Raw genomic sequence first — 26215 nt, 5'->3', positions numbered from 1 at the left:
TGGGGATGTGGAATACAGGCGGCTGGGAAAGACCAACGAGAAGCTCTCTGTAATCGGCATGGGCACGTGGCGCATCGGAGTCTTCAGCTCGCCCGAGGAGAAGGCCAAGCAGACCGCTGCGATACGGCGGGGACTCGACCTGGGCATGAACCTGATCGACACCGCTGAGATGTACGCCGGAGGAAGGTCAGAGGAGACTGTGGGCGAGGCAATCAGGGAAAGGCGGGATGACGCCTTCATCGCGACCAAGGTCTCTCCTGAGAATCTCAGCCGGACCTCGGTAATCTCTTCATGCAACAGCAGCCTCAAGCGACTGGGGACCGACCACATCGACCTCTACCAGGTCCACTGGCCCAACCCGTCGATCCCCATCGAGGAGACGATGCGTGCGATGGAAGAGCTGGTTGACCAGGGGAAGGTCAGGTACATCGGCGTCAGCAACTTCAGCGTCCCCCAGACAGAAGAGGCAAAGAGTGCCCTGAGGAAGAACGAGCTCGCCTCCAACCAGGTCGAATACTCGCTCGTCAGCAGAGGAGTCGAGCGCGACATTCTTCCTTACTGCGAAAGGGAGAGGATCTCCCTAATCGCCTATACCCCTCTAGCGAGGGGCTCGATTCCGTCATCTCGATTCCCGGCACCAATCCGCGAACGCTATGGGATGACCCCGGCCCAGATGATGCTCAACTGGGTCACCAGAAGCGAGCGGGTCCTGGCAATACCCAAGACCGCCAGGGCCGACCACATGGAAGAGAACGCGAACTCCGTCTCCGTTCGCTTCACTCAGGAAGAGTACCTCTCCATGGCTAACTAACGCGCCGACGGCTTCCAATTTGACGAAGTCGTCATCTGTAGAAGACCAATACGCATTAGGCCTAACATAAATACGAAAAGGTCGAGTCAGCCGAACATGCAGAGCATACTAGTCCAGCATTGCGTATGGTGCGGCAGGCCGCTGGACATGACGAGGAGCCTCGAAGTCTCCTACCAGACCTGCAGCGACTGCCTGATCCCGCTTCCCACAGACTAGTCGCGTCTAGGTAAGGTGGTGCATGCGCACGAGGTCCTTCTCGAAGTGCTTGAGATTCGCGGGGACCCTCTTGGCTATCGAGTCCTTGAGCGCGAGTCCCCTTTCCCTCTTGGTCTTCCAGACCACGGCGTTGTACTCCATAATGCTCTGGCTGACCTTCTCGCTCACCTCGAACCGTTCGGCCTGGGGGAAGGCCTCCAGGTGGATGCTCGATGCGCCGTACTGCTTCCTCCAGATGTAGTCCGTGATGTAGGGCGTAATCGGTGCGAGCAAGAGAAGCAAGCCCTTCACCACCTTGTGCAGGGTGTACCAGGCGGCCTCCTGTTCCTCCTTGGGCACGCCGTCCCCGTAGGCCCTTCCCTTCGCCATCTCGAGGTAGTTCGAGGCGAAGACGTTCCAAAGGAACTCCCTGATCCTCGTGGAGACTGTGAACACGTCGAACCTCTCGTACGCCTTCACGCACTCCTCGGTCAGCTTCCCTAGTTCGTTGAGCATCCACTTGTCCGTCCATGTCAGCTGAGCAGACTCAGGCACAGGGAAGGAGCTGATGAACCGGCTCGTATTCCACAGCTTGTTGAGGAACTTTCCAGCCCCCACGATCCTCTCCTCGCTGAACCGGAAGTCGAACCCTTGCCCGGCCTCCGAGGCGCCCCAGAGCCTGAACGCATCCGCGCCGGTCCTCGCCAACACCGGCTCCACGTCCACGAAGTTGCCAAGACTCTTCCTCATCGCCCTCCCCTGAGAGTCCTGTCCCAGGCCTCCGACCCACGCGTGCTTGAACGGGGCCTTGCCGGTCAGCTGGTAGGACTTCAGCAACGAATAGTAGAGCCAGGTCCTCACGATGTCCTTCCCCTGCATCCTGATGGTGGTCGGGAAGGTGAGCGAATGGAAGCGCTTGCTCTTCAGGTACTTCGTGATGTACATCGTGGAGAGGCTCGAGTCCATCCAGGTGTCGAATGTCCTCGAGTCGCCGACGAACTTCGTGTTGCCGCACTTCTTGCACTTCTTGAAGGGCGCCTCGTCCCTCCAGGGCCTGTAGTAGACGCCGGGCCTCGGCAGGTGTGGAGTGTTGCACTTGCTGCAGAACCATACGGGGATTTCTGTGGAGTAGTACCTCCTCCTCGAGATGGGATAGTCGGTAGTCAGGACGTCGATCCAGTCAAGCAGGATCTGCCTGTGCATCTCTGGATGGAACTCGATCTGCTTCGCTAGCTTCCTAAGAGCCGGCTTGAAGCTGAGCTGCTTGAGGTAATACTCCTCCATCGGGACGATCTCGATTGGGGTCCTGCTCCTCTCGCAGAGGGGAGTCCTGTGCTGGATCTGCTCCACCTTCGTAGCGACGCCCATGTCCTGTAGGTCCTGGATGATTTGTGCCCTGGCGTCCTTGACCGCGATCCCGACGTACTTTCCAGTCACGGCGGTCATCTTCCCCTCCATGTCGATGGCCACAGTCTCCTTCAGCTTGAACTCCCTGAACATCAGGACATCGTTATAGTCTCCGTAGCTGCAGACCATCACTACTCCGCTCCCGAACTTCGCGTCCACGCTCCGGTGCGCCTTGATGGGCACCTCCTTGTTGTACAGAGGGACGACGGCCGTCTTCCCGATGAACTTCTTGTACCTCGCGTCCGTCGGGTTCACCAGGAGCATCTGGCACGTCGCCAGCAGTTCGGGCCTGGTGGTCGCTACGGGGAGCTCTCCCTTTGCGTCCTTGACCTTGAAAGTGTTGGTGACCAGATACGTCGGCAGCTCCTCGTACTCGATCTCGGCGTCTGCGATGGTCGTGTTGCAATCCACGCAGTAGTTGTTAGGCCTATTCGCCAGATACACCAGGCCTTTCTTCCAGAGCTCAATGAACGACCACTGCGTCAGCTTGCGGTAGTCCTCGGAGTCGGTCCTGTACTTGTTCCGGAAATCCCCGGAGATGCCCAGGGTCTTCAGGAGGCCGACCATGTAGGCCTCGAGGTCGTCCAGCGCGTGCTTGCAGAGATTGATGAACTCTTCCCTGGGAGTCTTCCTCATCTGGACCCTGTACTTGCGCTCCGCGAAGATTTCGACGGGCAACCCGTTCCGGTCAATCCCCACAGGGTAGAGGACCTCGAGACCCCTCATCCTCGCCGACCTGGCCATCATGTCGATCTGTGAATACTGCGTCAGCGCCCCCGGATGCCAGGGCTTCCCCGAGGGGTAGGGCGGCGGCGTGTCCATCACGAAGTTGGAGCTCTTGTTCTTCCTGGGCTTGAACTCGAACAGCGGCTCGTAGTCCCACATCTGCCTCATCTCTGCCTCCAGCTTGGGGTCCCAGGTGGTCGCCTCAAGCTTCGCTGTGAATTGTGGCTGCAACAGACGCGGAAACTCGACCACCTGACCTATTTGAACCTAAGAACAACTTTTCATGCGTTTTCTGAAATCAGGGTCTGACGTCTCATGCGTTGTAGAGCGAGGGGTCCTTTACCCCCGCGTCCCTGAAAGCCACCTTCCTCCTTGCGCAGTTCGAACAGACCCCACAGTGCACCGGGAGCCTCCTTCCGCTGACCTCTAGGAAGCCGTGCCCAGCGTAGCAGCTGTAGGTGTACTCCCAGGGGACACCGAGCTCTTCCCCGAGCTTGACGACCTTGTCCTTGTCGTAAGTGATCAGGGGCGCTAGGAGCCTGTACCCTCCGTGATGGGTGGCCTGCTCGGCCATCCTGTTCATCTCTTCGAGGAACTCGGGCGTGTTGTCTTTCATCGCGACGGGCGTCTCCCGTCGGATTCCTATGTGCACGTCGTACCTGGCGCCGGTCGATATGTACAGCGACTCTGCATGCGAAAGCCCCACCAGGAGGAGGAGCGCGTTCCTGCAGGGGTCCCACCACTTCAGGATCCTCTGCCTCGCCTTGTCCGGGTCCCAGAGGTCTGACTCCTTGGTCGGACCAATCTCTATCTCCGGATGGGTCAGCGCTGACGTACTGATGTCCCCGAGCCACCTGAGGTCGACAAGCTTGAGGGGCTTGCCCAACGCTTCCGCGATCTTCTTGATGCAGAACTCCTCGTACTGGTAGGTCCTCTGCTTGTAGTCGCAGAAGAGCAGGATCTGCTCCTTGGGCTTCAGGACCTTGCTGACATAGTACGCTGTGGTGACCGAGTCAACTCCCCCGGAGATCATGTCGATGGCGTTCCTATCGGTCTCCACTAGCTCACCCTCCCCTTGGTCACGATCTTGCGCCCGACCCCGATCTCCTTCAGGACCCGCCTGTGCCTGCCGAAGTCGTAGGACTCGCCGGTGAGCTCCCTGAGGAGGTTCTCATAGGTCGCCATGTAGGCGATGGCAATCTTCTTCCCATCCAGAGTTAGGCTGCAGAGGCAACTCCCACAGTGGGGGCACTTCCAGTCTCCGCAGGTCCTACACGACTCGACCCCTTCCTTGTCGAACCAGCCTGCGCACTTGAAGCAACAGAGAGTGGTCGCTCTGCACATTCAGATTTCCGCCATCCGCAAGGCAGACTTGACCCTGATGAGGGCTATCAGGACGGAAGAGGACCCAACCACCGCCACCGTCCTCTCAAGGAACATGAAGGGGGCTATCACTGTCCACAGAAATCCAGGGAGCTGGAGGAGGCTCACCGACCCGATGTTCATGGTGACCTGTTCACACATTGTGGTAAGGAAACAAAAGAGCAATACCTCCGCCCTTGTCCCGCGGACGAAGGGGCGCACTTGGTTCACTATGACCAAAGAGACCGCGAGGACGTAAGGAGCGAGCCAGACGATGGTCCCGCCTGAAAAGGCGAGGTACCAGAAGGCGCCAAGGACGATGTAAGCTGTGGGGACGAGGTACGACTTGTAGAACCCTAGGGAACCGAGGACGATCGCGGACGCCGGGATTAGCATACCATAGAAACCGAAGATTGGAATTACCGAGAGTTGGAACGCGAAGAGGCCAAGCGGAGCTGCGATTCCGACGACCACGGCCTCCATGGGTCGCACAAGCCTCGCGATGACCGGAAGAATCAGAATTCCTGCGGTGATGAAACCCGCCCCGCCAATGAAGGCGTCTATGGGAACGGCATTGGCAGCGACGTACAGGGCCGTGAGAACACCCACCAAGGCCAGCCTCCTCGTGCGATTGGAGGGTTCAGAGTAGCCTGTCGAACTTGCCGCACTGGGCGGCTCTGTTTCCCCCTGACTCTGAATCACTATTTCTTGCTCCCTCCAACACCGTGATTTCTATGGCGGATCGGGTGGAGGTCACTCACCCGCCTGCCAGCCGCTTCGCCTGTGCCGATTTAAGCGATTACCGGAAGCCCTCGTCTAGTTCCCGCACTTCGATGTCTGTAAGTTCCCATGCGGAACTCGCTCTTGGGCAGGGCCTCCTGTGCCTCCCTGATCTGAGCAAGGCTGAAGTTGCTGACCCCTATGTGTCTGAGCTTCCCTCTGTTCACGAGCTCCTCCATCGCGCCCATGGTCTCCCTAATCGGGACGCCAGGGTTGGGCCAGTGAACCTGATACAGGTCGATGTACTCCGTCCCCAGGCGACGAAGACTTCTTTCGAACGACCTCACCATCGCCTCCCTGCGCAGATGGCTCGACCAGACCTTGGTAGCCACGAAGAGCTCGTCCCTCTTCCTTCCCCGAAGGGCCTTGCCGACCAAGGGCTCCGACTGATAGATCTCGGCGGTGTCAACCATTGTTACCCCCGCATCGAACCCCACACTCAACGCCCTAACCTTCTCCGCGGCTCCCCTCTTCCATCCTAGAAATGCGGTCGCAATCCAGGCCGGGTCGTAGTATGTCCCCATCCCTACTTCGGAGACCTGGCGTCCAGTCTTCCCAAACTCCTTGAGCTTCATCGCTAGGGCCTCGCCCAGTCACTTCTGTTTCGCGACTTCGGCGGCCACCACTTCCTTGGGCAGGAGCCCGAAGATGTCCGGATGCTCCAGCTTCAGGGTCGAGAAGGTCGGCGGGAGCAGGCCGTTCCTCCGTGCCCTCTTGACGTTGTACTCCACGAACCGCCTCATGGCACTCGTTTCTCCCGCCGCGGCGACGAACGCTCTTATCTTCTCTACTGCCTCCGTGTCGTCCACCTTCTTGACGTTGACCATGTAAGGAGCCAATACCAACCACACGAGCCTGTGCCTCCCGTCTGAGACCGGATGTTTCAGAAGGTCCTCGACGTAGAGGTAGCCCTTCCCGCTCCTGGGCCTCGGAGCTGGGACGTACTGGATGACCTCAGCCCTCACGCCCAAGAGCTGCTTCGGCAGCTGCGCCTTGCGGAGGTTCCTGACCCCGTCCCCGATGGCGGCTTGGGCGCAGTCGCCGAAGAAATCGTTGACCATGTTCTCGGTGAGGTGGACTGTCCCCGCCGATAGCGGCTGCCTTGCAAGCTTCCACTTCGGGTTCTTGCCCAGCTCATGCTTCGACACGACCGAGAGATAGACTTCGAAGGGCATCGAGTATCTCCTGCCTTCGTTCTGACTCTCCTCGAGCATGACCGCTGCCCCGAAGCACTCTGCCAGGGCGACTGCCTTCGCCTTGGGGGCCTCCGCCAGGAAGTGTTCCTTTGCCCTCTCCGCTTCCTTCTTCGAGAACCGAGAAGTCAGCACAGGGTCCTGGCTCGCGACCAGGGCGGCGGCAAAGAAACTCGAAAACTCCGTCAACTCCGATATGTGCGGTTCATACTTGGCCCGCCCCAGGGCGCTCAAGAGCCGACTTCCGGTCTGATCGACGACCTCCCTGCTGTTGAGCCCGTCCTCCACAGGTATCGACTCGAAGAACCTCCTCGAGCTCGGCGCAAACGGATACTTGAGTTCCAACTCCGACAGTAGGGGCCTTCCGTACGACATCGGTCTGCCCCCGAAGCCTTCTAGGCCCTTTAAGCCTCTTCCTAACTTCTCTTCGCCGTCGAGACTATCGAGAGGACGTCCCTGTCCCTCAGCACGTAGTTGGTGGGCAGGTGCAGCCCGGTCCTCACGTCGACAGCATACACCAACCCTTTGACCAGGTCTGTGTGGACCGCCTTCGCAAGCTCCTCGACCGTGGAGCCCGTGGGCATCAAGTAGACATCAGGCAGGACCCGCCCGTGCGTGTCGGTGAGCTTCTGCGCGTCGGCGACCGGATAGATCGCATTCATCTTCAGGAGCTTGAAGACCTCGATGTTCAGGGCGAACTGGACGCCCGTCCTCAGGTACTCCCCGAAGACTTTCCTCTTGATGTAGGCCAGCGCGCTCCTCTGCGCGTCGTTCAGTTCCTGGGGCTTCAGGATCTCGAACCTCTCCTCGCCTGGGATGTACCTGATCAGGTGCCTTCCCTCAGCCCGCCGCAGGGTCAGCTCTGCCTCTCCGCTCGTAGGCACTACGATCAGGCCCTTGAACTTCTCCCTCAGCTTCCTGAAGTTCTCAGCTGCGAACGGCAGGTCCATCTTGTTGGCAATGAGCAGCGTCGGCTTCGAATACTCCCTTAGCGACCAGCAGAAGGCCTGGGCTTCCTTCTCGTTCCAAGAATCGAAGGGCTTGTCCATCAGCCCTGCGTCGTTCATCGCCATCACCACGTGCTCCTTCCGGACGCCGATTCCCTGCATCACCTCCTCCACAGCGTTCGGCACCCCATATCCCGGCGTCTTCGAGAGTTTGGAGATCTTCGGCAGGTTCTGGGTGAAGAGCTTCGTGTACCAGAGCACAAGCTCCAGCTCGACGTCCGCGAAGTCGGCCATCGGGTCCCCCGTCCCCGGGTCCGAAATCTTCCCGTCCTTGTCCACGCTCCCGGAGGCGTCCACCACGTGGAGCAGGGCGTCCGACTGGGCGGCGACGCTGAGGAACTGGTTCCCGAGCCCCTTGCCCATCCACGCGCCCTTGATCAATCCCGGCAGGTCAGTGACCTCCACAGGGATGAACCTCCACCCGTCCTCGCACTTCGAGTTCATCGGGCTGTCGGTGAGCGCGAACTCCTTGTGGACACAGGGCGTCACAGCGCTCGCGACCCCCGTCTCGGGGGTCTTGGTCGTGAACGGATAGTTAGAAACCTCGCCCGAAAGAAGGGTCATCGAGTTGAAGAGCGTCGTCTTCCCGGCGTTCGTCTTCCCTATCAGTCCGATTCTGATGGGCGCCCTCGACCACCGATGATTGGCCGTCCCCGAGCAATATTAACGATTGCGAGCCGAGGGGTTCTGTCAGGGGGAGGGGGCGGAGCGCCACGCCCTCTGTGCCTCGTACCAGAAGACTGCCGCAGAGGCGAGGATGAGCCCGGCGAACCACTCGAGGATCGGCACCGCCTGGAAGTATGGGACCGCGAGGTACGTCAGGTATCCCGCAAAGACCGTGAAGAACGCCGCATAGAAGATGAACCTCGGCACGATCAGGGTGCCCACCCTCAGGAAGTCTCTCATCACGTCGACCTTGACCTCGTTCAGTATCTCATACTCTCCGTTGTTCTCTGCAACCAGGCCCAACTCCCTCAGCTTGTTGAGGTGATACTGCGCCAGAGACGGGTTTGACATGAGAAGGGCCCTCTGGACCTCTCTCACGCCGACCTTCCTCTTCTTGAGAGCGTACACGTAGACCCTCAGCGTGTTCCCCTTCAGGACGGCGTCGACCATGCTCTGAGGGGGCTTGTCAGGCAGTGGCTGTCTGGCTGGTTCGCTCACGAAGAGTCCCTCCCGCCCCGTCTTTTCTCTACGTTCAAAAACGTTGATTGATATCCCGACCGCTCACCACTCATAGGAGTTGAGCCCCAGAACAAAGGCGGCGACCTACGGACTGGCCGGGGTCGCGCTCGCAGGCCTCATTCTCCTCTCAGGGTCGGGCCTGGGCCTCTATACGGGCGAATTCAACCCCTCCTCTCCCGGATTCCTCTCGATAATGCTGACCGACCCGCCCAACATCCCGGACGGTGTCACAGCAGTCTACATCACCTACTCAGATGTGGCCGTGCACGAAAGGGGCCTCGGCTCCGCAGGCTGGTTCTCGACAGGCTCCTCGGGCACCATCGAGACCCTCGGGCTCGTGAACCTCAGCCAGACGATCTCCGCGGGCAGCGTCCCTAGCGGGAGGTACAACCTCCTCGCCTTCAACATATCATCCGCTCTAGTGAAGTACCAGGGCGCCAACTACAGCGCGACCGTCAACAGCGGCAAGCTTGTGGTCCCCCTGCTCGGCGGCCTGACGATTAACTCCACCGACCCAGCAGCTGCCGTGGTCGACATCCAGCCGACGGTCCTCAACCTCGGCAACGCCACCAACCCGGACTTCGTGATTACCACCGGCGCTAGGGCGTTCCAGGTCCCCTCGCACGAGGTGCTGGAGCAGATGAGGCACGTCGGCTTCAGGGCGTCTCTGCTTGGTCGTCCGTGGTTCCGGTCCTTCATCACATCTAATCCCGACAACCTAACGCTGGGCTCCGTCTCCCTTTCCGCCGCTTCCTTCAGCTTCTCCGCGACCAACCCGTCCTCCGACCCCGTGACCCTGAAACTGGTCATAATCGCGGAGGTCACTCCGATGGCCCTCCCATCGGTGGCTCTGGCCTCGCTTCCCCGGGCCGCTGTCTTCGTGATTGGACCCAACGGCTCGCTCACGCTCCTCAACCTGACCACCGGACAGGGAGGGCCCCAGGGACTCGTCAAGACCGCGCTCCAGTCGTCCGGCTACACGCTACTTGGAGGCAACACCACGACCTTCAGCTACTCCGGCACGATCTCGACCCTTTTGGGCCGGTCGGGGATCAGGGCAGGAGCCGCATACTACGTGGTGGTAGTGGGCTCGCACGTCCTGGCGGCCCAGAGCGTTCTCGCTTCCTAGGCTACCTGTACCTGAGCAGGGCGGCGACGCCCCCGAAGGTCTTGAACATGCTCCCCTCCTCCGTCCCGGACGAGATCACTTCGACTTTGGACCCTGCCTGGAAAGCCAGCTCCTCCAGCACGTCCACCAAGTCCCTCTCCCATGCCTCGTAGTCCGTCGCGCCGCACTTCTCGCAGCCCACGGCGAGCATCTCCTGCTTCGTCCTGATCTTCTTGGCCGACTCCACGACCTGACTCTTGACAGTCCCGCACTTCTTGCACTTCGCCTCGACCTTCACCGTGTCCAAGTCCTCGGAGACCAGGACTACGTCCGCGCTCGCCTTCTGGAGCGCTTCCAGAACCCTCGGAAGGCCGTAGACCGCCAGGCCGCCCTGCTTGTTGACCTCCCCCAGGAACTTCTGGACAAATTTCTTCTCCTCGATTAGCCTCACGTCCTTCAGTGTGTCCGCTGCCTTCTCCACCAGCTCCCTGACCCCCTCTCGCCCCGAGTATCCCAAGTCCAGGGTGACGAGGATCTTCTTCTGCAGCTCATAGTGCAGAAACCCCCCCTTCAGGAACTCCTCCTTGGTCGGCCCGGGCCCTCCCACTATCATCCCAGTCACCTTCCCTCCGTCGATGAAGACCCTGGTCGCATGGTCGGCGACCCTGTGGTAGTAGTACGTCAGCTCCATCTCTCGGCCCCTCTCGTACCTCCGGGCTGACTGGCCCCCCTTCCTCGTCTTCCCCGAAATGCCGGAGGTGAGCACGTCAGGAATCTCCAGCCTGTCTCCGCTGAGTATGCCCAGCCCTGCCTCGCTCGCGTCTATCGCGAGGATCCCGTAGACCTTCTCCGCCCTGAGCATGTCCTTGAGCCACTCCAGGTGGAAGTGGTCGTCGCACTGGTAGAGGTAGGCCGTGACAGGCTTCGGCGGGATGATCTCGTACACGTTGACCACCTCGCTCCCCAACCCGTTGGTCGGGAGAGCCCCTGAGAAGATGACCAGGCCAGTCTCTGGGACAGTCCTGTACAGCTTGAGCCTCTGCATGGTCTTGGTCAGGGCGTCCTGGACGTGGTTCCTGGTCGTGTCGGACTTGATGTTGCCTGCAGTCCCCCACTCCTCCCTAAGATTGGAGATCACCTCGTGCACCGGCTTCTTGGGCGGGACGTAGAGAGACACGAGCTCGGTCCCCCTCCCCTCCTTGCTGCTCAGCTCTGAGATGAGCTTCCTTACCTTGTATAGCCTGACAGAATCGGCCTTTGTCGACAATGCTGGAATACCTCTGGGTCAGGCGGCAGGCGAGTAGTCGAATCCAGACGTACTAGGCATTTGAACGGTCGAAAACTCCCTTACCCATTTATAAAACCATTCACATATCAATCCTACAGGTTCTGAGAATGAAAACCGTCCTAAGAATCGGTGGTTCGGTGCTGGGCTCCCCGCCCTCCGCAAAGGTGGTCGACGGGTACGCTGAGGTAGTCTCCGACCTGAACTACGAGGGCCACTCGGTCGCAGTAGTGGTCGGAGGAGGTCAGGTCTCCAGGGAGTACATCAGATCGGCCGCGCAGATGGGCCTTTCCTCTTATCAGCAAGACACGATCGCAATCCACGCATCCAGGCTCAACGCCCGCCTGGTCGCCATGAAGCTCGGCGGGGTCAGCTCCGTCCCAACTTCGATCGACGGCATGCTCCAGCGCCTCTCGAGGAACAGGGTCGCGGTGATGGGCGGCCTGAAGCCCGGCATCACCACCGATACGGTCGCAGCGATAGTGGCTCAAAGATGGCGGGCGGACCTCATGGTCAAGGCCTCCGACCAGAAAGGGATCTACACCGAAGACCCGAGGGTCAACAAGAACGCCAAGAAGCTCGACCACCTCACCTACGACAAGATGAAGCAGATCCTAGGAGGGTCTCACAAGCCCGGCATCCACAGCATCGTCGACCCCGTCGCGGTGGACCAGCTGGTGGTGTCAAAGGTCAAACTCATTGTTATGAACGGCGCCGACCCCAGGGGGGTCGCGAAGGCCGTCCATGGCGAAAAGATAGGCACGCTTGTCAGCTGACACGGAGCCGCGGCGCATCGAGAACACTTGGTACCAATAGTAGTCTACGCCGCCCTGGCGGTCGCGGTCGTCGTCGCCTTCTGGTCGTCCCTGATCGAGGCCACCTACCTGACCCTCAGGCCTCTTTCCCTGAGCTCGTCGATCGGAGGTGGCTCCTCCAGAGCGTCGATGGCCCTCGAAATCGTCAGCGAGAAGACGCGCCTCGTCAGCGTGACCACCTTCATCGACACAATCTCCAACGTCGTCCTGGCCAGCACAATCGGCCTCATCCTGTCCGACTTCTTCGGACCCCTCGGTTGGGTCATCAGCGTCGTCGCAGGCTCTTTCGTGATCATGACCTTGCTCTACCTCCTCCCCAAGGCCATAGGGATTGAGAACGCCCTTCGGATGTCGCTCTTCTTGGCCCCTTCCTCGAAGATGCTGATGGACGCCTTCGCCCCCCTCGCGGTCCCCATGACCAACTTCGCCCGCAACCTCTCGGAGAGGATCGTAGGGAAGCCCGGATACAGAGAGGTGGACCTCGCGGCCGAGTTCGAAGACGTGGTCACGATGCTCGAGAAGGCGGGGCACATCGAGCCGGACGCGGGCAGGCTCCTCCGGACTGCCCTGGCCTCCTCCAAGAGCAGCGCCCAGGAGGCGGCCACCCCCATCGGGCAGATCATCTCAATCGGCAGCGACTCCACGATTCTCGAGGCCCTCAAGCAGATGGGGGAAGCCAACCACCCCAGGATGCCGGTCTACGACACGAGGAAGAGGGTCTATGTCGGAGCAGTCACCTTCCGGACGCTCGCAAAGGCCCTGTCCCGGGGCCTCCTCGACTCCGAAATCCACGACTACATGATTCAACCCGCCCGGGTCCTGGCCGAGGACCCCCTGCCCACGGTCATGGAGAAGATGCAGGACTCTGCGGCCACGCTCGCGTTCGTCTATGAGGGGGAGAACATGGTCGGGATGATCACTCTCTCCGACATCATCGAGCAGGTCTTGGGAGTGAAAGTCTGAGGACTATTTCCTCGGTACCGCAAGCGCGTTCAGCTCGTCGAAGTTGATTGCACCCTCGACCAGAGACTCGAAGGTACCTTTCTCCATCACCTCCTTGGCGGCCCTTTTCAGAAACCCGAAGGTCGCATAAGACGCCGCGGGCCCGAAGCTCATCCGCGCCACCCCCAGCTTTTGGAGCTCTGCGACAGGGGGCAGGCCCTTCCTGACCATCACGTTCATCGGGAACTGGACCTCTTCTACGAACTTGCCTATGTGGGCCGACTCCACGAGCCCCATCGGGTAGACGCAGTCGACGCCCAGGGCCTTGTACACATTCGACCTCCTAACAGCCTCAGCCAACTTCGCCTCTGTGTCGCCCGGGCAGAATCTGAAGGCGTCCGTCCTCGCGTTGATTACGAACGGGACTCCGCACCTCTTCCTGAGCTCGACCAGAGCCTTCAGCTTCTCCACCTGCTGTTCGACCGGGAGAAGCTCCTTCGTGCTGTGACAAAGTCCTCCACGTTGACACCGACGGCCCCCGCCTCGACTATCTTCAGTACCGAAGCCGACGCCTCCTCGGGCGTCCGCCCGAATCCCCCGACCACATCGGCGCTCAGCGGGACAGAGAGCGCGTTCGCGATCTTCCCGACTGCCTTTGCGAGGATGTCAATCCCAATCTCCTCCCCGTCCTGGAAGCCCAGAGACACCATCAGGCCTGCGCTTGACGTAGCGACCGCCGGGAACCCGGCGTCTTCGAAGACCCTCGCGCTTGGGACGTCCCAGCCGTTGGGGAGGACCAGTATCTTCCCTTTGTGAAGGGCCCTGAAGGCTTCCGCTTTCTCCGACTGACCTGCCAAGTCATCCAGAATTCCTCTCTTACGAGTGATAAACCTTCACTGCATCTGACCCCGCAAAGGGTAAGTGACAGGCAGAGGAAGTCGTTGACTGGCCCACTTGTCAAATTCAAGGCTGTTGCGGATAGGATTGGCGCTGCTCCTCATGGGAACCTTCGTCGTCATCTTCGTCCCCGTGTTGTACGACCCTGCCCTGTTCAGGTGCGGTCTGCATTTTGTCTGCCTTAGCGACACCTCCGGTCTGAAGTCCCTTGCCTACTGGGCATCACAATGGGGCGCGACCTACTACTTCGAGGGCGGCTACGTGTCTCCCTCTGTAGGCAACCTGACGACCTTCGGTGTCCTACTCACATACGCCTTCCCCCTATGCGTGGCTTGGATGGCCCTTCTGGGGCCTGGGATCACAAGGCTCTCCGCCGTCGCCCGCTTCTCCTTCGCCGCTTTCGGGGCAGTCACGACCTTCATGTCCGGCCTGTTCATGGTTTCAGGACTTCCCGAACTCTTGATCCTTAGCGTTCCCCTCGCCCCCGTCGGAGTAGTTTCTACCGTGTATGGACTGCGAATCTGGGCCTACGCGAATCTGGATTGAAGGTCTAGTATCGGATCTTCTAGGCGTGGCAAGTTCAACAGGCAAGAGCGGTTGAACGACCACAACCTTGGTAACATGTCCGTTCCTGATTTCCATAAATATGGAGATTGATGGAAGAGACAAGGTGAGGCGACTCTCCAAGGATGCCTCAACTACGTTACTTCTCATCCTGACGGCATCCACCGTTATCCAACTGATTCTGCTCGCACCTGCATCGGTCAAAGCTTCTACATCCTCGACTATCTGCCAAACGGGTACTCCAGTGACCACCACAGTGCGCTCCACCGTCACGACGACGCGCACAACCCCTGTGCCGCTTTCAACAACGTTGACTTCGAAGTCTCCAGTTACTTCAACCGTGACAAGTCTCAAAACCACGACATATTCGATCAATTCTTCGGTTGCGACCTCCACACTTTACGTCGTAAACAAGAGTACGTCCTTTCAAGTGAGCACCTACACCACTACATCCGCGACCACCAGTTCGACTCGTACCTCCACCATTACCGCCTCCCAAACTATTGTCATTACGAACGCAACAGCCTTGACCACCGCCACAACGCGAATTACGTCGACGAAGACCCTCACGACCACCGGGACCAGCACTTACACCGTCAAGTCGACCACGACCGCAACCAACTACACTCTCTCAACAATTACCTTGCCATCAACAACCACCAGTACATCGTTAAGGACCGTTACATCCAAGACAAGCACAACCTCCAACAGCATCGTCACCGCGGCAAGTGGGGGCACTACAGTGACGTCATCCGTGTACTCGACAGGACTCACAACTACCGCAACTTCGACAGCTGTTGTGTCTAGCACCTCTACTACAACAATTTACCATACGTCCACACTTACCCGGACAGCCACTAGTACTCTCTCATCATCCACTTCAAGGTCGACAACGACAATATCGGGCACGACAACACTCACTGCGGTTGTGACCACTTCCTACCTAGTGACCTCCACTACCGGGCCAACGACATCCACTTCGACTTCAACAGTATTGGTTCCAGTCAACGTGACCACCACAAGCTACCTTGCTTCGACGATGACATCAACCTCTACCGAATACCTGACGACGACTCCCGTTGGCAGCACTCAGACTTTCAAAACATCGAGCACGATTACAGTCACCAGCACCGTGACCATATTGTCAACCTCGACTCTGCCTGGTGATACCACTTCGACCTCGGGCGGCCCCTTGACCACAACGGTCACCTCGGTCTATAGCACATCATTCTCAAGCCCAACTGCGACTACAACAACGCTCACTCTTCTTTCATCAAGCAGCCTTGGTTCCACGTATACAACAACTTCGACTTATCTCTCGAGCTCGACAAGCGTTCTTCTTAGTTCAGCCACCGTTACGGTCAAGAAAACAACTGGGGTCACGACCTCGACATACACCTCAAACCAGACCATTCTTGCTACAGTCCCGATTGCCACGACCAGCACATCTGCATCGACCAATACCTTGTTGTCGAACTCGACCGTCACATCAACAATCCGAACATCTTACCTCACCACTTCCACAAGCTCGACCAGTCAAACCAACACAGTGACATCCTGTTCCGTTAAAACAATCACGACAACGAGCGCTACTAGCGCACTGACAGTCTCAATTGGCAACGTGACCACGAATTGGGACCCCCTAGCTGACTTCTACAGCTTCCGAAACTACGGAGTGTTCAACGATGGCGGAGATTGCTATGGATTTGCAAGCAGTTCAATACTCTACTTCAGGCATTACTCTCTAGGGGACCTAAGCTTTCCCTTCTTCCCATCTCAGGGCAAGCACTTGAGCGAGTTGTCTGGTCAAACGGGAGGCAATAGTCTTTCGCAAAACACCTTCCCAATCTACATCCATCAGACCTATGATCCGAACAACCAAGTGCTGAACCCAACGGATGAACAGGCTTCCGTACTCGCACTCGAGAAGAGCATACAGAGCGGACTGCCTGTTATCCTCGCGCTTGGTCCTTCGGAAGGACATGCCGTTGTTGCTTCGGGGTACGCTCTGACTTCAAATGGTAGTATTATCATCGATGTCTCCGATCCCAACTTCGGCAATCAGGCCCGTCATGCGAGCTACCATAATGGGCTCTTCTCCTACACGGGAGTGGCAGGTGGCGGGTCCTTCACGTGGAACAGTTTCAACGTCATCACGCCCACAACTTTGCAATGGAACTGGTTAGCACTAAGGGGGATTCTGGCTTCTCAGTGGAGTTCTACGGTAAACTCAACAAATCCCTACTATACGTACGTCTTCTCCAGCGTACCGACAAAGATAGTGACATCTGAGGGAACTTCATTTTTCACGAACCCCGGCAATACCCTGACTTTCAATAGCACTGTCCAAGGAGTGGTAGGGTTTGAAGAGGACAACATCCAAGTCTATGGGATTCCCAAAGGCATCCTGTTTTCAATTCAAGATCCAGGAGAGTCGTCCTCAATGATCACCGTGATCATCCCGCGAAATGAATCGTCCATTGTGGGCTATCAACTAACCACCTCGTCACAACTTCCACTCAACCTGACAATCTCCCCGACTGAGAGCGGGGTTGAAATGACAACTTCGAGTGACATCGAAACCACGATGGTCCTCTTTTCAATCAACCAGAGTTCCCATGCAGCTCTCAACGCTTCGTCCATATCTGTGCGCCCTTCTCAAACGGTGTCGGTCTCCATTCCAGATTGGGGTCATCTGAACAACACCAAATCAGCTCCGAAGCTGTTAATCTTTGGACCGAATGGGAGTTCGCCAGTTGCGAGCTACAACTTCACCAACTGGCTCCAGGAGCCTTCCACATCCGCCTTCCCTGGCCATTTAGTGGGCTGGTTCGTTCTCGCAGGGGGAGTCGCGTTCGTTGTCGCAGTGATACTCGTGGCATACAAGACTGGAAAAGTCGGCCGTAGGCCCCCCGTACAGTCCTGACAGACTCCAACCAGAGGCGAGTGTCTGGTTTTGCGATATTCAATGCGGGGGGTGGGATTTGAACCCACGAACCCCTAAGGGACGGGATGCCCCATCCGAAGCAAGGCCGGATCTTGAGTCCCGCACGGTTGACCAGGCTTCGTTACCCCCGCACAGCGGCCTCCTCAGCGGGTTGCGATAAAGAATCTATTGAGCAGAGGAGGACTACTGGTTCCCGACGAAAGTCACGGTCAAAGTCCACACCGCCGCCTTCCCGGTCCCATCGACCGCGTAGAACGCGAACGTGTACGGCGTCCCCACCTGCAGCACCGGCGACAGCGCCTTCAGGCCCAGCGTGGTGGTCGTGTGCGGCACATAACACACCTCCAGGCACGACGTCTGGGTGTAAACGGTGGTCACGTTCTCATTGTCGGTCGTCAGCCCAGTCGAAGGCGTACAACTCGCTCCCTCGCAATAGGCGATCCCGCACGCGGCTACCACGCCTCCATCAGCGACCTGGTAGGACCCCGTAAGCACCAGCTGGTTCCAGTGAATCTCCACCGATTGGCCAGTGCTGAGAACGCTAAACCCTCCGGGGCTGGCCGTCGCCGTTCCAGAGCCGACCGTCGCGGTCGAATATTCTACTACGGTGGTCGTCTGGGTTGGCGGGCTCCCTGCCAGCACCTCGAAGGAGACCTGTGAACCGTTTTCGTTTGCCGGCACCCGAGGCTCTGGGGCGCACTCCTTCGAGACTAGTACCAAATTCCCTCCTCCCGAGTTGGTCGCCGGGGAGTTCCGCCCGAGGTATCCCGCCAGCGTTGGATAGTACTGGGCCGCTGCCGCCACGATGATGAGGCCCCCTACGACGGCTATGATGAGAAGGGAGGTCTTCTTGTTCTGAAGCAGCGTCCGCTCGACCACACGCTTAGGAGGCGGCCCACCGGTTATAGTTCTACCCTGACGAACGGGCCTACGCCTGGACGACGGCGACTCTGCTGGTCTTCCTCAGGAGCCTGTGGGATGCTATCTCGATGATGATGTTGCAGTACCTTGCCAGCTGCCCGAAGTGCGACACCAGCACCCTCGCATACCCGTACTCTCCCGACTCGAGCATCTGGTGAGAGACCTCCCTCTCCATCTGCATCGCCTCCTCGACCAGCTCCACCGACCTCGCGACCAACTTGATGTCGGGCGCAAGCAGGCTTTCCACCGTCGTGTTGAACGCCTCCCCCGACTTCGCCGCCAGCTTCTTGATGGTCTCTGCGATCCTGGGGTCCATCTTGGTCCCCTGACCCCTGAGCCTGACTAGCTCCTCGGCCACATCCCTGATGATGCTCCCGATCTCGTCCAGCGTCTTCGCCGAGACCCTGTCCCCCGACGCGTGGAGCGGCGACTCGATTCCAATCTCAGACGCCAGTTCCCTCCTGTTGAGGGCGACCAGCAGCTGGCGGAGGATGAGCCAGTAAAGCTCGTCGATTTGCTCTTGGACCCTCGCGACTTCGTTGAGGCTCCCCGTCTGCTTCAGGTCGAGCGCATCCGTCACGTACTCGAGGCTCTGCGACACCAGGATCTGGAGCCTCTTGACCAGCGAGTCGACCGGGAACCTAGTCGGGTCCATGAAGCTCTGCGCCACGATCCTCCTTCTGTCCGACTCCACCACTTCCATCCCCCTCAGCCTCTTGACCGTCCCCACCACGCGGTCCACTGTCATCTGGGCCAGCGGCTCCCTCCCCACCACTTCGATCGTATCATACCCCAACGCATACGACCCGACGATAAGCTTCGTCAGCATCTCGTCCCCTCCAGCCTGCTCCGCCCTGATGATCGCCTTGCCTGCCTCCTTCGCCTTGGTCGTTGGTATGAGCCTCAGAGTCCCATCCACGTCCTCCCTGACCAGCAGGCTGTCCCCCTTCACCAATCTCATCCTCTTCGCGAACTCCTGAGGGATCGACACCGATAGAGTCGACCACCCCACCTTCTGCACCTTCCTGAGCTCGTCCACGAATTCTATATACTGATAACTACTATAAATGCTATACTCTTAAACGAGGAGGCGACCCCATGTCTCAGGAATTGAAGAGAAACGACTTCTCCTGGATGATCGGTGGAGTCCAGGGCAGCGGCGTCGACACCTCTGCGAACGTCTTCGCCAGGGCCTCAGCGTCCGGAGGGCTCTACGTATTCGGCAAGAGGGAATACTACTCTAACATCAAGGGTGAGCACAGCTACTTCCAGGTCCGCGTCTCCAAGGACCAGATCCGCTCCCACGTCGACACCGTCGACATGCTCGCGACCTTCGAGGAGGAAACGATCTTCCGCCACGCTCTCGAGGTGCGGCCCGAAGGTGCGATAATCTACGACCCCGACCAGGACACCAAGCGCCTCGACGGCGTCCCGACGATCGAAGCTGACGCGCGAATAGCTCTGGCCGCTGAGCTTTCAAAGGCAGGCCTCTCCGCGGACATCAAGGGCATCCTCGAGCTCGCCCGGAGGCGCGGGGTCCACATCTATCCAGTCCCCTACAACGAGCTCCTCAAGGCAGTCGGCGCCAAGTTCGGCGAGACCTCCCTCAGCACCCTCCAGCGCATGCTCAACATCATGGCGGTCGCCGCCTCCTACGCTCTACTCTCCTACGACCCCAACCTCGTCAAGGACGCAGTCCGAAAGCAGTTCAAGTCCAAGCCCAAGGTCGGCGAGATGAACGCCGAAGCCGTGGGCGCAACCTACGACTACGTCGCCCAGAAGTACGCAGGAAGCTTCGCATACAAGCTCTCTCCCTCCAAGATCGACGGAGTCCGCCTCTTCGTCAGGGGCAACTCGACCGTGGCACTGGCCAAGCAGCTGGCAGGATGCCGCCTCCAGACCTACTATCCCATCACACCCGCGAGCGATGAAAGCGAATTCCTCGAGGGGCACTCAGAGATGGAGCTCGACGGCTCGGCCCAGGAGAACCCCCAGGTCGCAGAGGTTGCCTCGATGAAGGCCAGGGCCTCGATAGCGGTCGTCCAGTCAGAGGACGAGATTGCGGCGGTTACCATGGCCATTGGCGGAGGCCTCGCGGGCGTTCGCTCCTCGACCTCCACCTCAGGCCCAGGCTTTTCCCTGATGGCCGAGGGGCTCGGATACGCGGGGATCAACGAGGTCCCAGTCGTGGTCACTCTATACTCACGAGGCGGCCCCAGCACGGGCCTCCCGACGCGCCACGAGCAAGGAGACCTCCGCTTCGCCCTCCACGCGGGGCACGGCGAGTTCCCGCGAATCGTACTCGCGAGCGGGGACCTAGAGGAGGCCTTCTACGACACGGTCAGGGCCTTCAACTATTCCGAGAAGTACCAGACCCCAGTCATCCACATGGTGGACAAGGCCATCGCCAACTCGGACGCCACGATGCCGATGTTCGACGTCAACCGAGTGAAGATCGACCGAGGCCTTCTCATCAAGGGCCCGATCACCGACGCAGTCAACGGCGAGTTCAAGCGCTTCAAGTACGTCCCCAACGGCATCTCCCCCCGGGCGGTGGTCGGCACCAAGGGCGGGGTCTACTGGCACACCGGCGATGAGCACGACGAGCTCGGGCACATCAGCGAGGACCCGACCAACCGCAACCTGATGATGGAGAAGCGCATGGGCAAGCTCGAGGTCGCCGACAAGGAGATCCCCATGGAGGAGCGCGTCAACTTCTTCGGGCCCGAACAGGCCGAAGTCACGGTCGTCAGCTGGGGCTCCACGAAGGGGGCCATCCTCGACGCGATGGACTGGCTCAAGACGGACGGCATCACGGTCAACTTCCTCCAGCTCCGCCTGATCCATCCCTTCCCCACAGAGTACGTCACGAAGGTCCTCTCCAGGGCAAAGAAAATTGTGGGTATCGAGATGAACTACTCCGCCCAACTGATCGGGATCCTCCGCGAGCGCACTTGCATCCCCGTTGAGCAGCTGGTCGTAAAGTACAACGGGCGCCCCATGTCCTCCGAGGAGATCTACGACTCCCTGAAGATGATTCACGAAGGCAAGGCCCCTAAGAAATTGGTGTTGACCCATGGCGCTTAAGCTCACAGACCTGAAGACGACGGCGCACAACGACTGGTGCCCAGGCTGCGTGACCGGCGACACCTTAGTCGTCTCCAATCCTTCTGTCAAGCAGATTCAAGAGGTTCAGCCTGGAGACAAGGTCCTAAATGCCTACGGCGAGTACAATAGAGTGGCTGCGAGGATCAGACACCGCCACCAAGGTCTGATGTACCGCGTCCGTGCGAAAGCCTTTGGGGAAATCACCGCCACTCCGGAACATCCTTTCGTGGCCGTCAGGAGGACTTGGGGCAGACACAGGCACAATTCCAGGTTCACCGAGGAAAAAGTCAAGGCTTCGGACCTGATGGTAGGCGACTATCTCGTCTTTCCTGTGATGCGGACAATCTCCGACCTCGCCCACTTTGAAATCGAATACCAAAGGAAGGCGAAGGACACCCGGAGCGCCCCTCTCCCGTCCAAGGTGCCATTGGACGACGACTTCCTGAGGCTCTCAGGATATTACATCGCAGAGGGGAGCAGCCACAAGCGGTCCCTGATTCTCAGCTTCAACAAGAACGAGACCGAGTACATCGACGACACTAACGGCCTCATGGAGACGCTATTCAGCCTCAAGGGCCGTAGGTCTGGAGACGGGCAAGGGGTAGACCTCGTCTTCAACTCCTCCTACCTCGCGCAGATTTTCGAGGAGACCTTCGGAGGGGACGCCGAGGACAAGAGGATCCCACACGAGTTCATGTTCCTCCCGCTCTTGAAGCAAAGGGCCCTGATTAGGGGACTCTGGAGAGGGGACGGCGACTTCAAGAAGTCCAAGGCCAGATACACGACTACCTCAGTGGTCCTCGCCGAACAGATGAAGATGCTTCTCCTCAGACAAGGAATCATCCCAATCACTCAGACTGAGCCCGCCAGAGGCATCCACAGGACGGCATACCGATTGTATGTCAGCTACTGGAGAGACTACAACAAACTGGCGGAGATAGTCGGCGTTCCCCACAGGAGGGAGACCATGCGCGACAAGCGGTCCACCGTCCTGAAGAACGGAAAGGCATACCTCCCGATTTCGAGCATCAAGACATTCCAGTTCGACGGCCACGTCTACGACCTTACGATGGACGACCCATCCCACACATTCGTTACGAGCGTAACGGCCTCCGGCAACTGCGGCGACTTTGGGATCCTCAACGCGATACAGATGGCCCTCGCAGAGATGAACGTCGACCCTACCAACACCGTGGTCGTCTCCGGCGTCGGCTGCTCCTCCAAGGTCCCCCACTTCATCAAGACCTACGGAGTCCACACCCTCCACGGACGGTCCCTCCCCTTCGCCTCCGGCATCAAGCTCGCCAACCCCAACCTCGAGGTGGTGGTCGCAGGCGGCGACGGCGACGGCATGGGCATTGGCGCGGGCCACTTCGTCAACTCCGGGCGGCGCAACCTCGACATGCTCTACATCATCCACGACAACGAAGTCTACGGCCTGACCAAGGGCCAGGCATCCCCCACGATGGGCCTCGGGATGAAGACAAAGTCCCTCCCCCTGCCGAACATCAACCAGGGGATCAATCCGATCATGCTCGCCATCGCCTCAGGATACACCTGGGTCGCCAGAGGCTACTCCTACGACGTCCGCCACCTCAAGGACATGATAATGAAGGGCATCCGCCACAAGGGCTTCGCGTTCCTGGACGTCCTACAGCCTTGCCCCACCTACAACGACATCCAGACCAAGGAGTACTGGGCAGGCGAAGGACAGCTGGACGAAGCCGGCAAAATCAAGCCCCGGACCTACAAGCTCGAGGAGACCGGATACGACGGGATAGTCCACAACGCCGACGCAGCCGAGATGGAGAAGAAGGTCCAGCAGGCTGTCCTGAAGTCATTCGAGTTCGGCGACCACACCCCTCTGGGGATCTTCTATCAGAATGAGTTCGTCCCAACATACGAGGAGCGCCTCACCAAGAGGTCCCCCTCCTACAAGACCAACCCGCCCGCAGCCCAGGAGATCGCCCACCCCGACGGGACCCCTCTGACCAACATCTCGAAGCTCCTCGAAGAGCTCCGCGTCTCGTGATAGTTTCCGCCGGGACCGAGAACCCATCCAAGCTCGAGGGCATCACCAAGGCCTTCGTAAGATACTACCCTGACGTCCAGCTCAGGCCTGTCGACGCCTCATCGATAGCCAGGGCCCAGCCCCACGGCCTCGAAGAGATGGCCCTGGGCGCCACAGCCAGGGCAAGGCACGCAATGTCCACCGCCGGGGGCGACTTCGGAGTGGGAGTAGAAGCGGGCCTCTTCAAGATCGGAGACTCTTACTTCGACACGCAGCTCGCCGCCATCGTAGACTCCGCGGGCAAGGCCTCCCTCGGCCACTCCGCCGGCTACATGCTCCCTAAGGGCTCGATGGAGAAGCTCCTCGCCGAAGGCAAGGAGCTCGAGGAGTGGGCCGTGGCCCTGAGCGGGACCCCCGAGGTCGGGGACAAGGGAGGCCTCATCCAGCACCTGACCAAGGACCGCATGACCCGCGCCGAGCTGACCGAGCAGTGCGTCCTCACCGCCCTCATCCCCTGGCACCACCGCGGCGTCTACGGGTTCTGAACCTGCAGGATAGGTAACAGTAATACGGAACGCGGTTCGTCCGCCCAGTGAGCAGCATGAGGGGACTCCTAATAATTGCAGGAGTGGCTCTTCTCGCCCTGGGAGCCTGGGAGCTCACAATGAATCCGGACACGAACACCTCATCCTCAATTCCGGGTTGCTTCAACCCTCAGGACTGCCCCGCTGCCTACTCGCCTCCAACTTGGATCAGCACCGCTTCGACGGGGCTATGGGGCTCCTCCCTCGTCGGCGTCGGAGTGTTTCTGATCGTCATTGGTTCCGTCAGGATGGCCCGCCCCCCTGTGGCCGACCCCGAGGAGCCTGAAGACCGGACTTCTCCCTAGGTCAATAGACTCGCGGCCATTCGATTAGATTGGGGACAGAACCGGGCGCAATCTGGGCAAATCACTAATTATCTCAGGCAGTCCCTTCAGTCCATGAACGGTTTCTCAGCAGACCTAAAGCAGGTGTGCGGGTGTAGCTGGGCCGTGGTCGGTTCGAGCGCGGACGAGGTCGTCTCCAAGACGAAGGTCCACGCGAAGGAGACCCATCAGATGAACGAGGTCTCCGCCGAGCTCGGTCAGAAGCTCCACGAAGCCATGCGGCCCACGATGTAAGGCCCCTGCGGGCAGGGTGCGACTCCCTGCCTCCGACTTTTTTCTCCGAACGAACGGGCAAATCCCTCTCACTGGGGAACGCATATATACGAACCTCCGACCGTGGGCCGTTTTGCGCATTAATTGGCGGCGTCTGCCTCGAGCAAAGGGCATAGCCCGAACGCCATGAAACGCACGACCTCCAGGTGCGCGGACACAAGTGGAGATCTGACTTTGGTTAGATCTGACGTGGGTTGTGCTTTACACCTCGCAGAAATGCGTGGTCGTACTCCTCGATAATCGACTCCGGTTGATCCTGCCGGACCCGACTGCTATCGGATTGGGATTTAGCCATGTTAGTTGTGCGTTCCTTGGCTACAGGGGACGCAGCGTACGGCTCAGTAACACGTAGTCAACCTGCCCTGGAGACGCGGACAAACCCGGGAAACTGGGGCTAATCCGCGATAGATGACCTCATCTGGAAGGAGAGGTCGTCCAAAAGGCGGCACGAGTTTGCTTCGTGCCTTTCGCTCCAGGATGGGACTGCGGCCGATCAGGCTGTTGGCGGGGTAATGGCCCACCAAACCTGTAACCGGTACGGGCTTTGAGAGAAGGAGCCCGGAGATGGACACTGAGACAAGGGTCCAGGCCCTACGGGGCGCATCAGGCGCGAAAACTTCGCAATGCGCGAAAGCGTGACGAGGCTAGTCCGAGTGCTTCCTGCTAAAGGGAGCTTTTCTCGGCTGTAAATAGGCCGGGGAATAAGGGGAGGGCAAGTCTGGTGTCAGCCGCCGCGGTAATACCAGCTCCTCGAGTGGTCGGGACGATTATTGGGCCTAAAGCACCCGTAGCCGGTTCCGTAAGTCTTCTGTTAAATCCAGTCGCTCAACGGCTGGCCTGCAGAGGATACTGCGGGACTAGGAGGCGGGAGAGGCGGACGGTACTCCGCGTGTAGGGGTAAAATCCTTTGATCCGCGGAAGACCACCAGTGGCGAAGGCGGTCCGCCAGAACGCGCTCGACGGTGAGGGGTGAAAGCTGGGGGAGCGAACCGGATTAGATACCCGGGTAGTCCCAGCCGTAAACGATGCGAGCTAGATGATTCACTCGCAGTTCGCGATTGAAGTGTCGCAGGGAAGCCGTTAAGCTCGCCGCCTGGGGAGTACGGTCGCAAGGCTGAATTGGGTGTAGAGCGAGAAATCGCTTTGCACCCACAGTTCACTTAAAGGAATTGGCGGGGGAGCACCACAAGGGGTGAAGCCTGCGGTTCAATTGGAGTCAACGCCAGGAAACTTACCAGGAGCGACAGCAGTATGAGAGTCAGGCTGAAGACTTTACTTGACAAGCTGAGAGGAGGTGCATGGCCGTCGCCAGCTCGTGCCGTGAGGCGTCCTGTTAAGTCAGGCAACGAGCGAGACCCTTGCCAGTAATTGCTAGCCGCGATCGCAATATCGCGGACGCCCTCATGAATATGGAATCCCTAGTAACCGCGTGTCATCACCGCGCGGTGAATACGTCCCTGCTCCTTGCACACACCGCCCGTCGCTTCACCCGAGTTGGGTTTAGGCGAGGCCGGCTCTAATTGGGCCGATCGAACCTAAGTTCGGCAAGGGGGGAGAAGTCGTAACAAGGTGGCTGTAGGGGAACCTGCAGCCGGATCACCTCCTTAGTGTAACAATCGAGGGATACGACCACGCACTGCAACGAGGAAAGTATCTATGTAGAGCACGACCCACGAAAGATGCAGCGTCCAGTTCTCGGATTGGATGCGAAGGGCCAGCTGGAGCGCCCGCACGGTGCTCCCGCGATTAA

General features: G+C 59.2%; 28 protein-coding genes, 1 tRNA gene and 1 rRNA gene. 11 read left to right on the top strand and 19 right to left on the bottom strand.

The window, feature by feature from the left end; all coding sequences use genetic code 11:
• Positions 1-7 precede the first annotated feature (7 nt).
• Positions 8-811 carry an aldo/keto reductase gene (locus HY247_05800; protein ID QQG48264.1) on the top strand — a complete coding sequence of 268 codons (804 nt, stop codon included), beginning with the start codon at positions 8-10 and terminating at the stop codon, positions 809-811.
• Between the two features lie 222 nt (positions 812-1033).
• Here HY247_05800 and HY247_05795 read toward each other — a convergent pair whose 3' ends face one another.
• The 8 genes from HY247_05795 to HY247_05760 all read right to left on the bottom strand — a co-directional run bounded on the left by HY247_05795 (position 1034) and on the right by HY247_05760 (position 8645).
• A complete protein-coding gene (locus tag HY247_05795) occupies positions 1034-3307 on the bottom strand; it encodes a valine--tRNA ligase (protein QQG49574.1) in 2274 nt (757 codons plus the stop codon).
• Positions 3308-3452: 145 nt separating this feature from the next.
• Entirely contained in the window at positions 3453-4172 is a 720-nt protein-coding gene (locus tag HY247_05790) for a 7-cyano-7-deazaguanine synthase (GenBank protein QQG49573.1), read from the bottom strand.
• 26 nt (positions 4173-4198) lie between these two features.
• Complete coding sequence (locus HY247_05785; protein QQG48263.1) at positions 4199-4483, bottom strand: hypothetical protein; 285 nt, start codon at positions 4481-4483, stop codon at positions 4199-4201.
• On the bottom strand, positions 4484-5110 hold the full coding sequence (locus HY247_05780; GenBank protein ID QQG48262.1) for a hypothetical protein: 627 nt from the start codon (positions 5108-5110) through the stop codon (positions 4484-4486). It abuts the gene before it with no gap.
• A gap of 182 nt (positions 5111-5292) precedes the next feature.
• On the bottom strand, positions 5293-5805 hold the full coding sequence (locus HY247_05775) for an aldo/keto reductase (GenBank protein ID QQG49572.1): 513 nt from the start codon (positions 5803-5805) through the stop codon (positions 5293-5295).
• 69 nt (positions 5806-5874) lie between these two features.
• Entirely contained in the window at positions 5875-6849 is a 975-nt protein-coding gene (priX, locus tag HY247_05770; protein QQG48261.1) for a DNA primase noncatalytic subunit PriX, read from the bottom strand.
• A gap of 41 nt (positions 6850-6890) precedes the next feature.
• A complete protein-coding gene (gene ychF / locus HY247_05765; GenBank protein QQG49571.1) occupies positions 6891-8102 on the bottom strand; it encodes a redox-regulated ATPase YchF in 1212 nt (403 codons plus the stop codon).
• Positions 8103-8171: 69 nt separating this feature from the next.
• The gene (locus HY247_05760) at positions 8172-8645 is read right to left on the bottom strand and encodes a hypothetical protein (protein QQG48260.1); all 474 of its coding nucleotides are present in this window, start codon (positions 8643-8645) and stop codon (positions 8172-8174) included.
• Positions 8646-8724: 79 nt separating this feature from the next.
• On the opposite strand from HY247_05760, the gene HY247_05755 reads away from it, so the two are divergent.
• Complete coding sequence (locus HY247_05755) at positions 8725-9795, top strand: DUF4382 domain-containing protein (GenBank protein ID QQG48259.1); 1071 nt, start codon at positions 8725-8727, stop codon at positions 9793-9795.
• A gap of 1 nt (position 9796) precedes the next feature.
• On the opposite strand, the gene HY247_05750 is transcribed toward HY247_05755, so the two are convergent.
• Positions 9797-11050, bottom strand: coding sequence for a peptide chain release factor aRF-1 (locus HY247_05750; protein ID QQG49570.1), 1254 nt, complete (start codon positions 11048-11050; stop codon positions 9797-9799).
• Positions 11051-11169: 119 nt separating this feature from the next.
• On the opposite strand from HY247_05750, the gene pyrH reads away from it, so the two are divergent.
• Together pyrH and HY247_05740 are read left to right on the top strand one after the other, a co-directional pair.
• The gene (pyrH, locus tag HY247_05745; protein ID QQG48258.1) at positions 11170-11835 is read left to right on the top strand and encodes a UMP kinase; all 666 of its coding nucleotides are present in this window, start codon (positions 11170-11172) and stop codon (positions 11833-11835) included.
• 27 nt (positions 11836-11862) lie between these two features.
• On the top strand, positions 11863-12837 hold the full coding sequence (locus tag HY247_05740) for a DUF21 domain-containing protein (GenBank protein QQG48257.1): 975 nt from the start codon (positions 11863-11865) through the stop codon (positions 12835-12837).
• Between the two features lie 3 nt (positions 12838-12840).
• On the opposite strand, the gene HY247_05735 is transcribed toward HY247_05740, so the two are convergent.
• The 7 genes from HY247_05735 to HY247_05705 all read right to left on the bottom strand — a co-directional run bounded on the left by HY247_05735 (position 12841) and on the right by HY247_05705 (position 15765).
• Positions 12841-13287 carry an isocitrate lyase/phosphoenolpyruvate mutase family protein gene (locus tag HY247_05735; GenBank protein ID QQG49569.1) on the bottom strand — a complete coding sequence of 149 codons (447 nt, stop codon included), beginning with the start codon at positions 13285-13287 and terminating at the stop codon, positions 12841-12843.
• Positions 13275-13673 (bottom strand): isocitrate lyase/phosphoenolpyruvate mutase family protein, encoded by a 399-nt coding sequence (locus HY247_05730; protein ID QQG48256.1) that lies wholly within the window; start codon positions 13671-13673, stop codon positions 13275-13277. The genes HY247_05735 and HY247_05730 overlap by 13 nt, the downstream gene beginning before the upstream one ends.
• Positions 13674-13970: 297 nt before the next feature.
• Positions 13971-14150 (bottom strand): hypothetical protein, encoded by a 180-nt coding sequence (locus HY247_05725; GenBank protein QQG48255.1) that lies wholly within the window; start codon positions 14148-14150, stop codon positions 13971-13973.
• Positions 14151-14154: 4 nt separating this feature from the next.
• Positions 14155-14652, bottom strand: a complete 498-nt coding sequence (locus HY247_05720) for a hypothetical protein (protein QQG48254.1) — start codon at positions 14650-14652, stop codon at positions 14155-14157.
• Between the two features lie 63 nt (positions 14653-14715).
• Positions 14716-14853, bottom strand: coding sequence for a hypothetical protein (locus HY247_05715; protein ID QQG48253.1), 138 nt, complete (start codon positions 14851-14853; stop codon positions 14716-14718).
• Positions 14854-14898: 45 nt separating this feature from the next.
• Positions 14899-15087, bottom strand: coding sequence for a hypothetical protein (locus tag HY247_05710; GenBank protein QQG48252.1), 189 nt, complete (start codon positions 15085-15087; stop codon positions 14899-14901).
• Positions 15088-15588: 501 nt separating this feature from the next.
• A complete protein-coding gene (locus HY247_05705) occupies positions 15589-15765 on the bottom strand; it encodes a hypothetical protein (GenBank protein ID QQG48251.1) in 177 nt (58 codons plus the stop codon).
• A gap of 133 nt (positions 15766-15898) precedes the next feature.
• Between HY247_05705 and HY247_05700 the strand changes: the two genes are divergently transcribed.
• Positions 15899-17203, top strand: a complete 1305-nt coding sequence (locus tag HY247_05700) for a hypothetical protein (protein ID QQG48250.1) — start codon at positions 15899-15901, stop codon at positions 17201-17203.
• 43 nt (positions 17204-17246) lie between these two features.
• Here HY247_05700 and HY247_05695 read toward each other — a convergent pair.
• From HY247_05695 to HY247_05685, 3 genes are all read right to left on the bottom strand, one after another.
• Positions 17247-17355: transfer RNA gene (locus tag HY247_05695), tRNA-Leu, on the bottom strand.
• A 52-nt stretch (positions 17356-17407) separates the two neighbouring features.
• A complete protein-coding gene (locus tag HY247_05690) occupies positions 17408-18103 on the bottom strand; it encodes a hypothetical protein (protein QQG48249.1) in 696 nt (231 codons plus the stop codon).
• 49 nt (positions 18104-18152) lie between these two features.
• Positions 18153-19184 (bottom strand): phosphate uptake regulator PhoU, encoded by a 1032-nt coding sequence (locus HY247_05685; protein QQG48248.1) that lies wholly within the window; start codon positions 19182-19184, stop codon positions 18153-18155.
• Between the two features lie 59 nt (positions 19185-19243).
• Here HY247_05685 and HY247_05680 point away from each other — a divergent pair, with 59 nt between their 5' ends.
• From HY247_05680 to HY247_05655, 6 genes are all read left to right on the top strand, one after another.
• Complete coding sequence (locus HY247_05680) at positions 19244-21232, top strand: 2-oxoacid:acceptor oxidoreductase subunit alpha (protein QQG48247.1); 1989 nt, start codon at positions 19244-19246, stop codon at positions 21230-21232.
• A complete protein-coding gene (locus HY247_05675; GenBank protein ID QQG48246.1) occupies positions 21222-23285 on the top strand; it encodes a hypothetical protein in 2064 nt (687 codons plus the stop codon). The genes HY247_05680 and HY247_05675 overlap by 11 nt, the downstream gene beginning before the upstream one ends.
• Complete coding sequence (gene yjjX / locus HY247_05670) at positions 23282-23809, top strand: inosine/xanthosine triphosphatase (protein ID QQG48245.1); 528 nt, start codon at positions 23282-23284, stop codon at positions 23807-23809. The genes HY247_05675 and yjjX overlap by 4 nt, the downstream gene beginning before the upstream one ends.
• Positions 23810-23865: 56 nt before the next feature.
• Positions 23866-24153: a hypothetical protein gene (locus HY247_05665; GenBank protein QQG48244.1), complete on the top strand. Its 288-nt coding sequence runs from the start codon at positions 23866-23868 to the stop codon at positions 24151-24153.
• Between the two features lie 93 nt (positions 24154-24246).
• Positions 24247-24426, top strand: a complete 180-nt coding sequence (locus HY247_05660; protein ID QQG48243.1) for a DUF1059 domain-containing protein — start codon at positions 24247-24249, stop codon at positions 24424-24426.
• 282 nt (positions 24427-24708) lie between these two features.
• Positions 24709-26070: ribosomal RNA gene (locus tag HY247_05655) — 16S ribosomal RNA — on the top strand.
• The last annotated feature ends 145 nt before the right edge of the window (positions 26071-26215 follow it).

The organism is archaeon (genome assembly GCA_016432545.1).
GTDB lineage: Archaea > Thermoproteota > Nitrososphaeria > Nitrososphaerales > Gagatemarchaeaceae > UBA183.
The sequence above is the reverse complement of the archived record's forward strand: the minus strand, read 5'-3'. Positions and strand labels throughout refer to the sequence as shown.

Excerpts from the sequence above, each read along its gene's own strand:
- HY247_05795 (QQG49574.1), bottom strand. The coding sequence starts at position 3,307 with ATGAGGCAGATGTGGGACTACGAGCCGCTGTTCGAGTTCAAGCCCAGG.
- HY247_05790 (QQG49573.1), bottom strand. The coding sequence starts at position 4,172 with ATGATCTCCGGGGGAGTTGACTCGGTCACCACAGCGTACTATGTCAGC.
- HY247_05785 (QQG48263.1), bottom strand. The coding sequence starts at position 4,483 with ATGTGCAGAGCGACCACTCTCTGTTGCTTCAAGTGCGCAGGCTGGTTC.
- HY247_05775 (QQG49572.1), bottom strand. The coding sequence starts at position 5,805 with ATGGGGACATACTACGACCCGGCCTGGATTGCGACCGCATTTCTAGGA.
- priX (QQG48261.1), bottom strand. The coding sequence starts at position 6,849 with ATGTCGTACGGAAGGCCCCTACTGTCGGAGTTGGAACTCAAGTATCCG.
- pyrH (QQG48258.1), top strand. The coding sequence starts at position 11,170 with ATGAAAACCGTCCTAAGAATCGGTGGTTCGGTGCTGGGCTCCCCGCCC.
- HY247_05725 (QQG48255.1), bottom strand. The coding sequence starts at position 14,150 with ATGAACAGGCCGGACATGAAGGTCGTGACTGCCCCGAAAGCGGCGAAG.
- HY247_05680 (QQG48247.1), top strand. The coding sequence starts at position 19,244 with ATGTCTCAGGAATTGAAGAGAAACGACTTCTCCTGGATGATCGGTGGA.
- HY247_05675 (QQG48246.1), top strand. The coding sequence starts at position 21,222 with ATGGCGCTTAAGCTCACAGACCTGAAGACGACGGCGCACAACGACTGG.
- HY247_05665 (QQG48244.1), top strand. The coding sequence starts at position 23,866 with ATGAGGGGACTCCTAATAATTGCAGGAGTGGCTCTTCTCGCCCTGGGA.
- HY247_05660 (QQG48243.1), top strand. The coding sequence starts at position 24,247 with ATGAACGGTTTCTCAGCAGACCTAAAGCAGGTGTGCGGGTGTAGCTGG.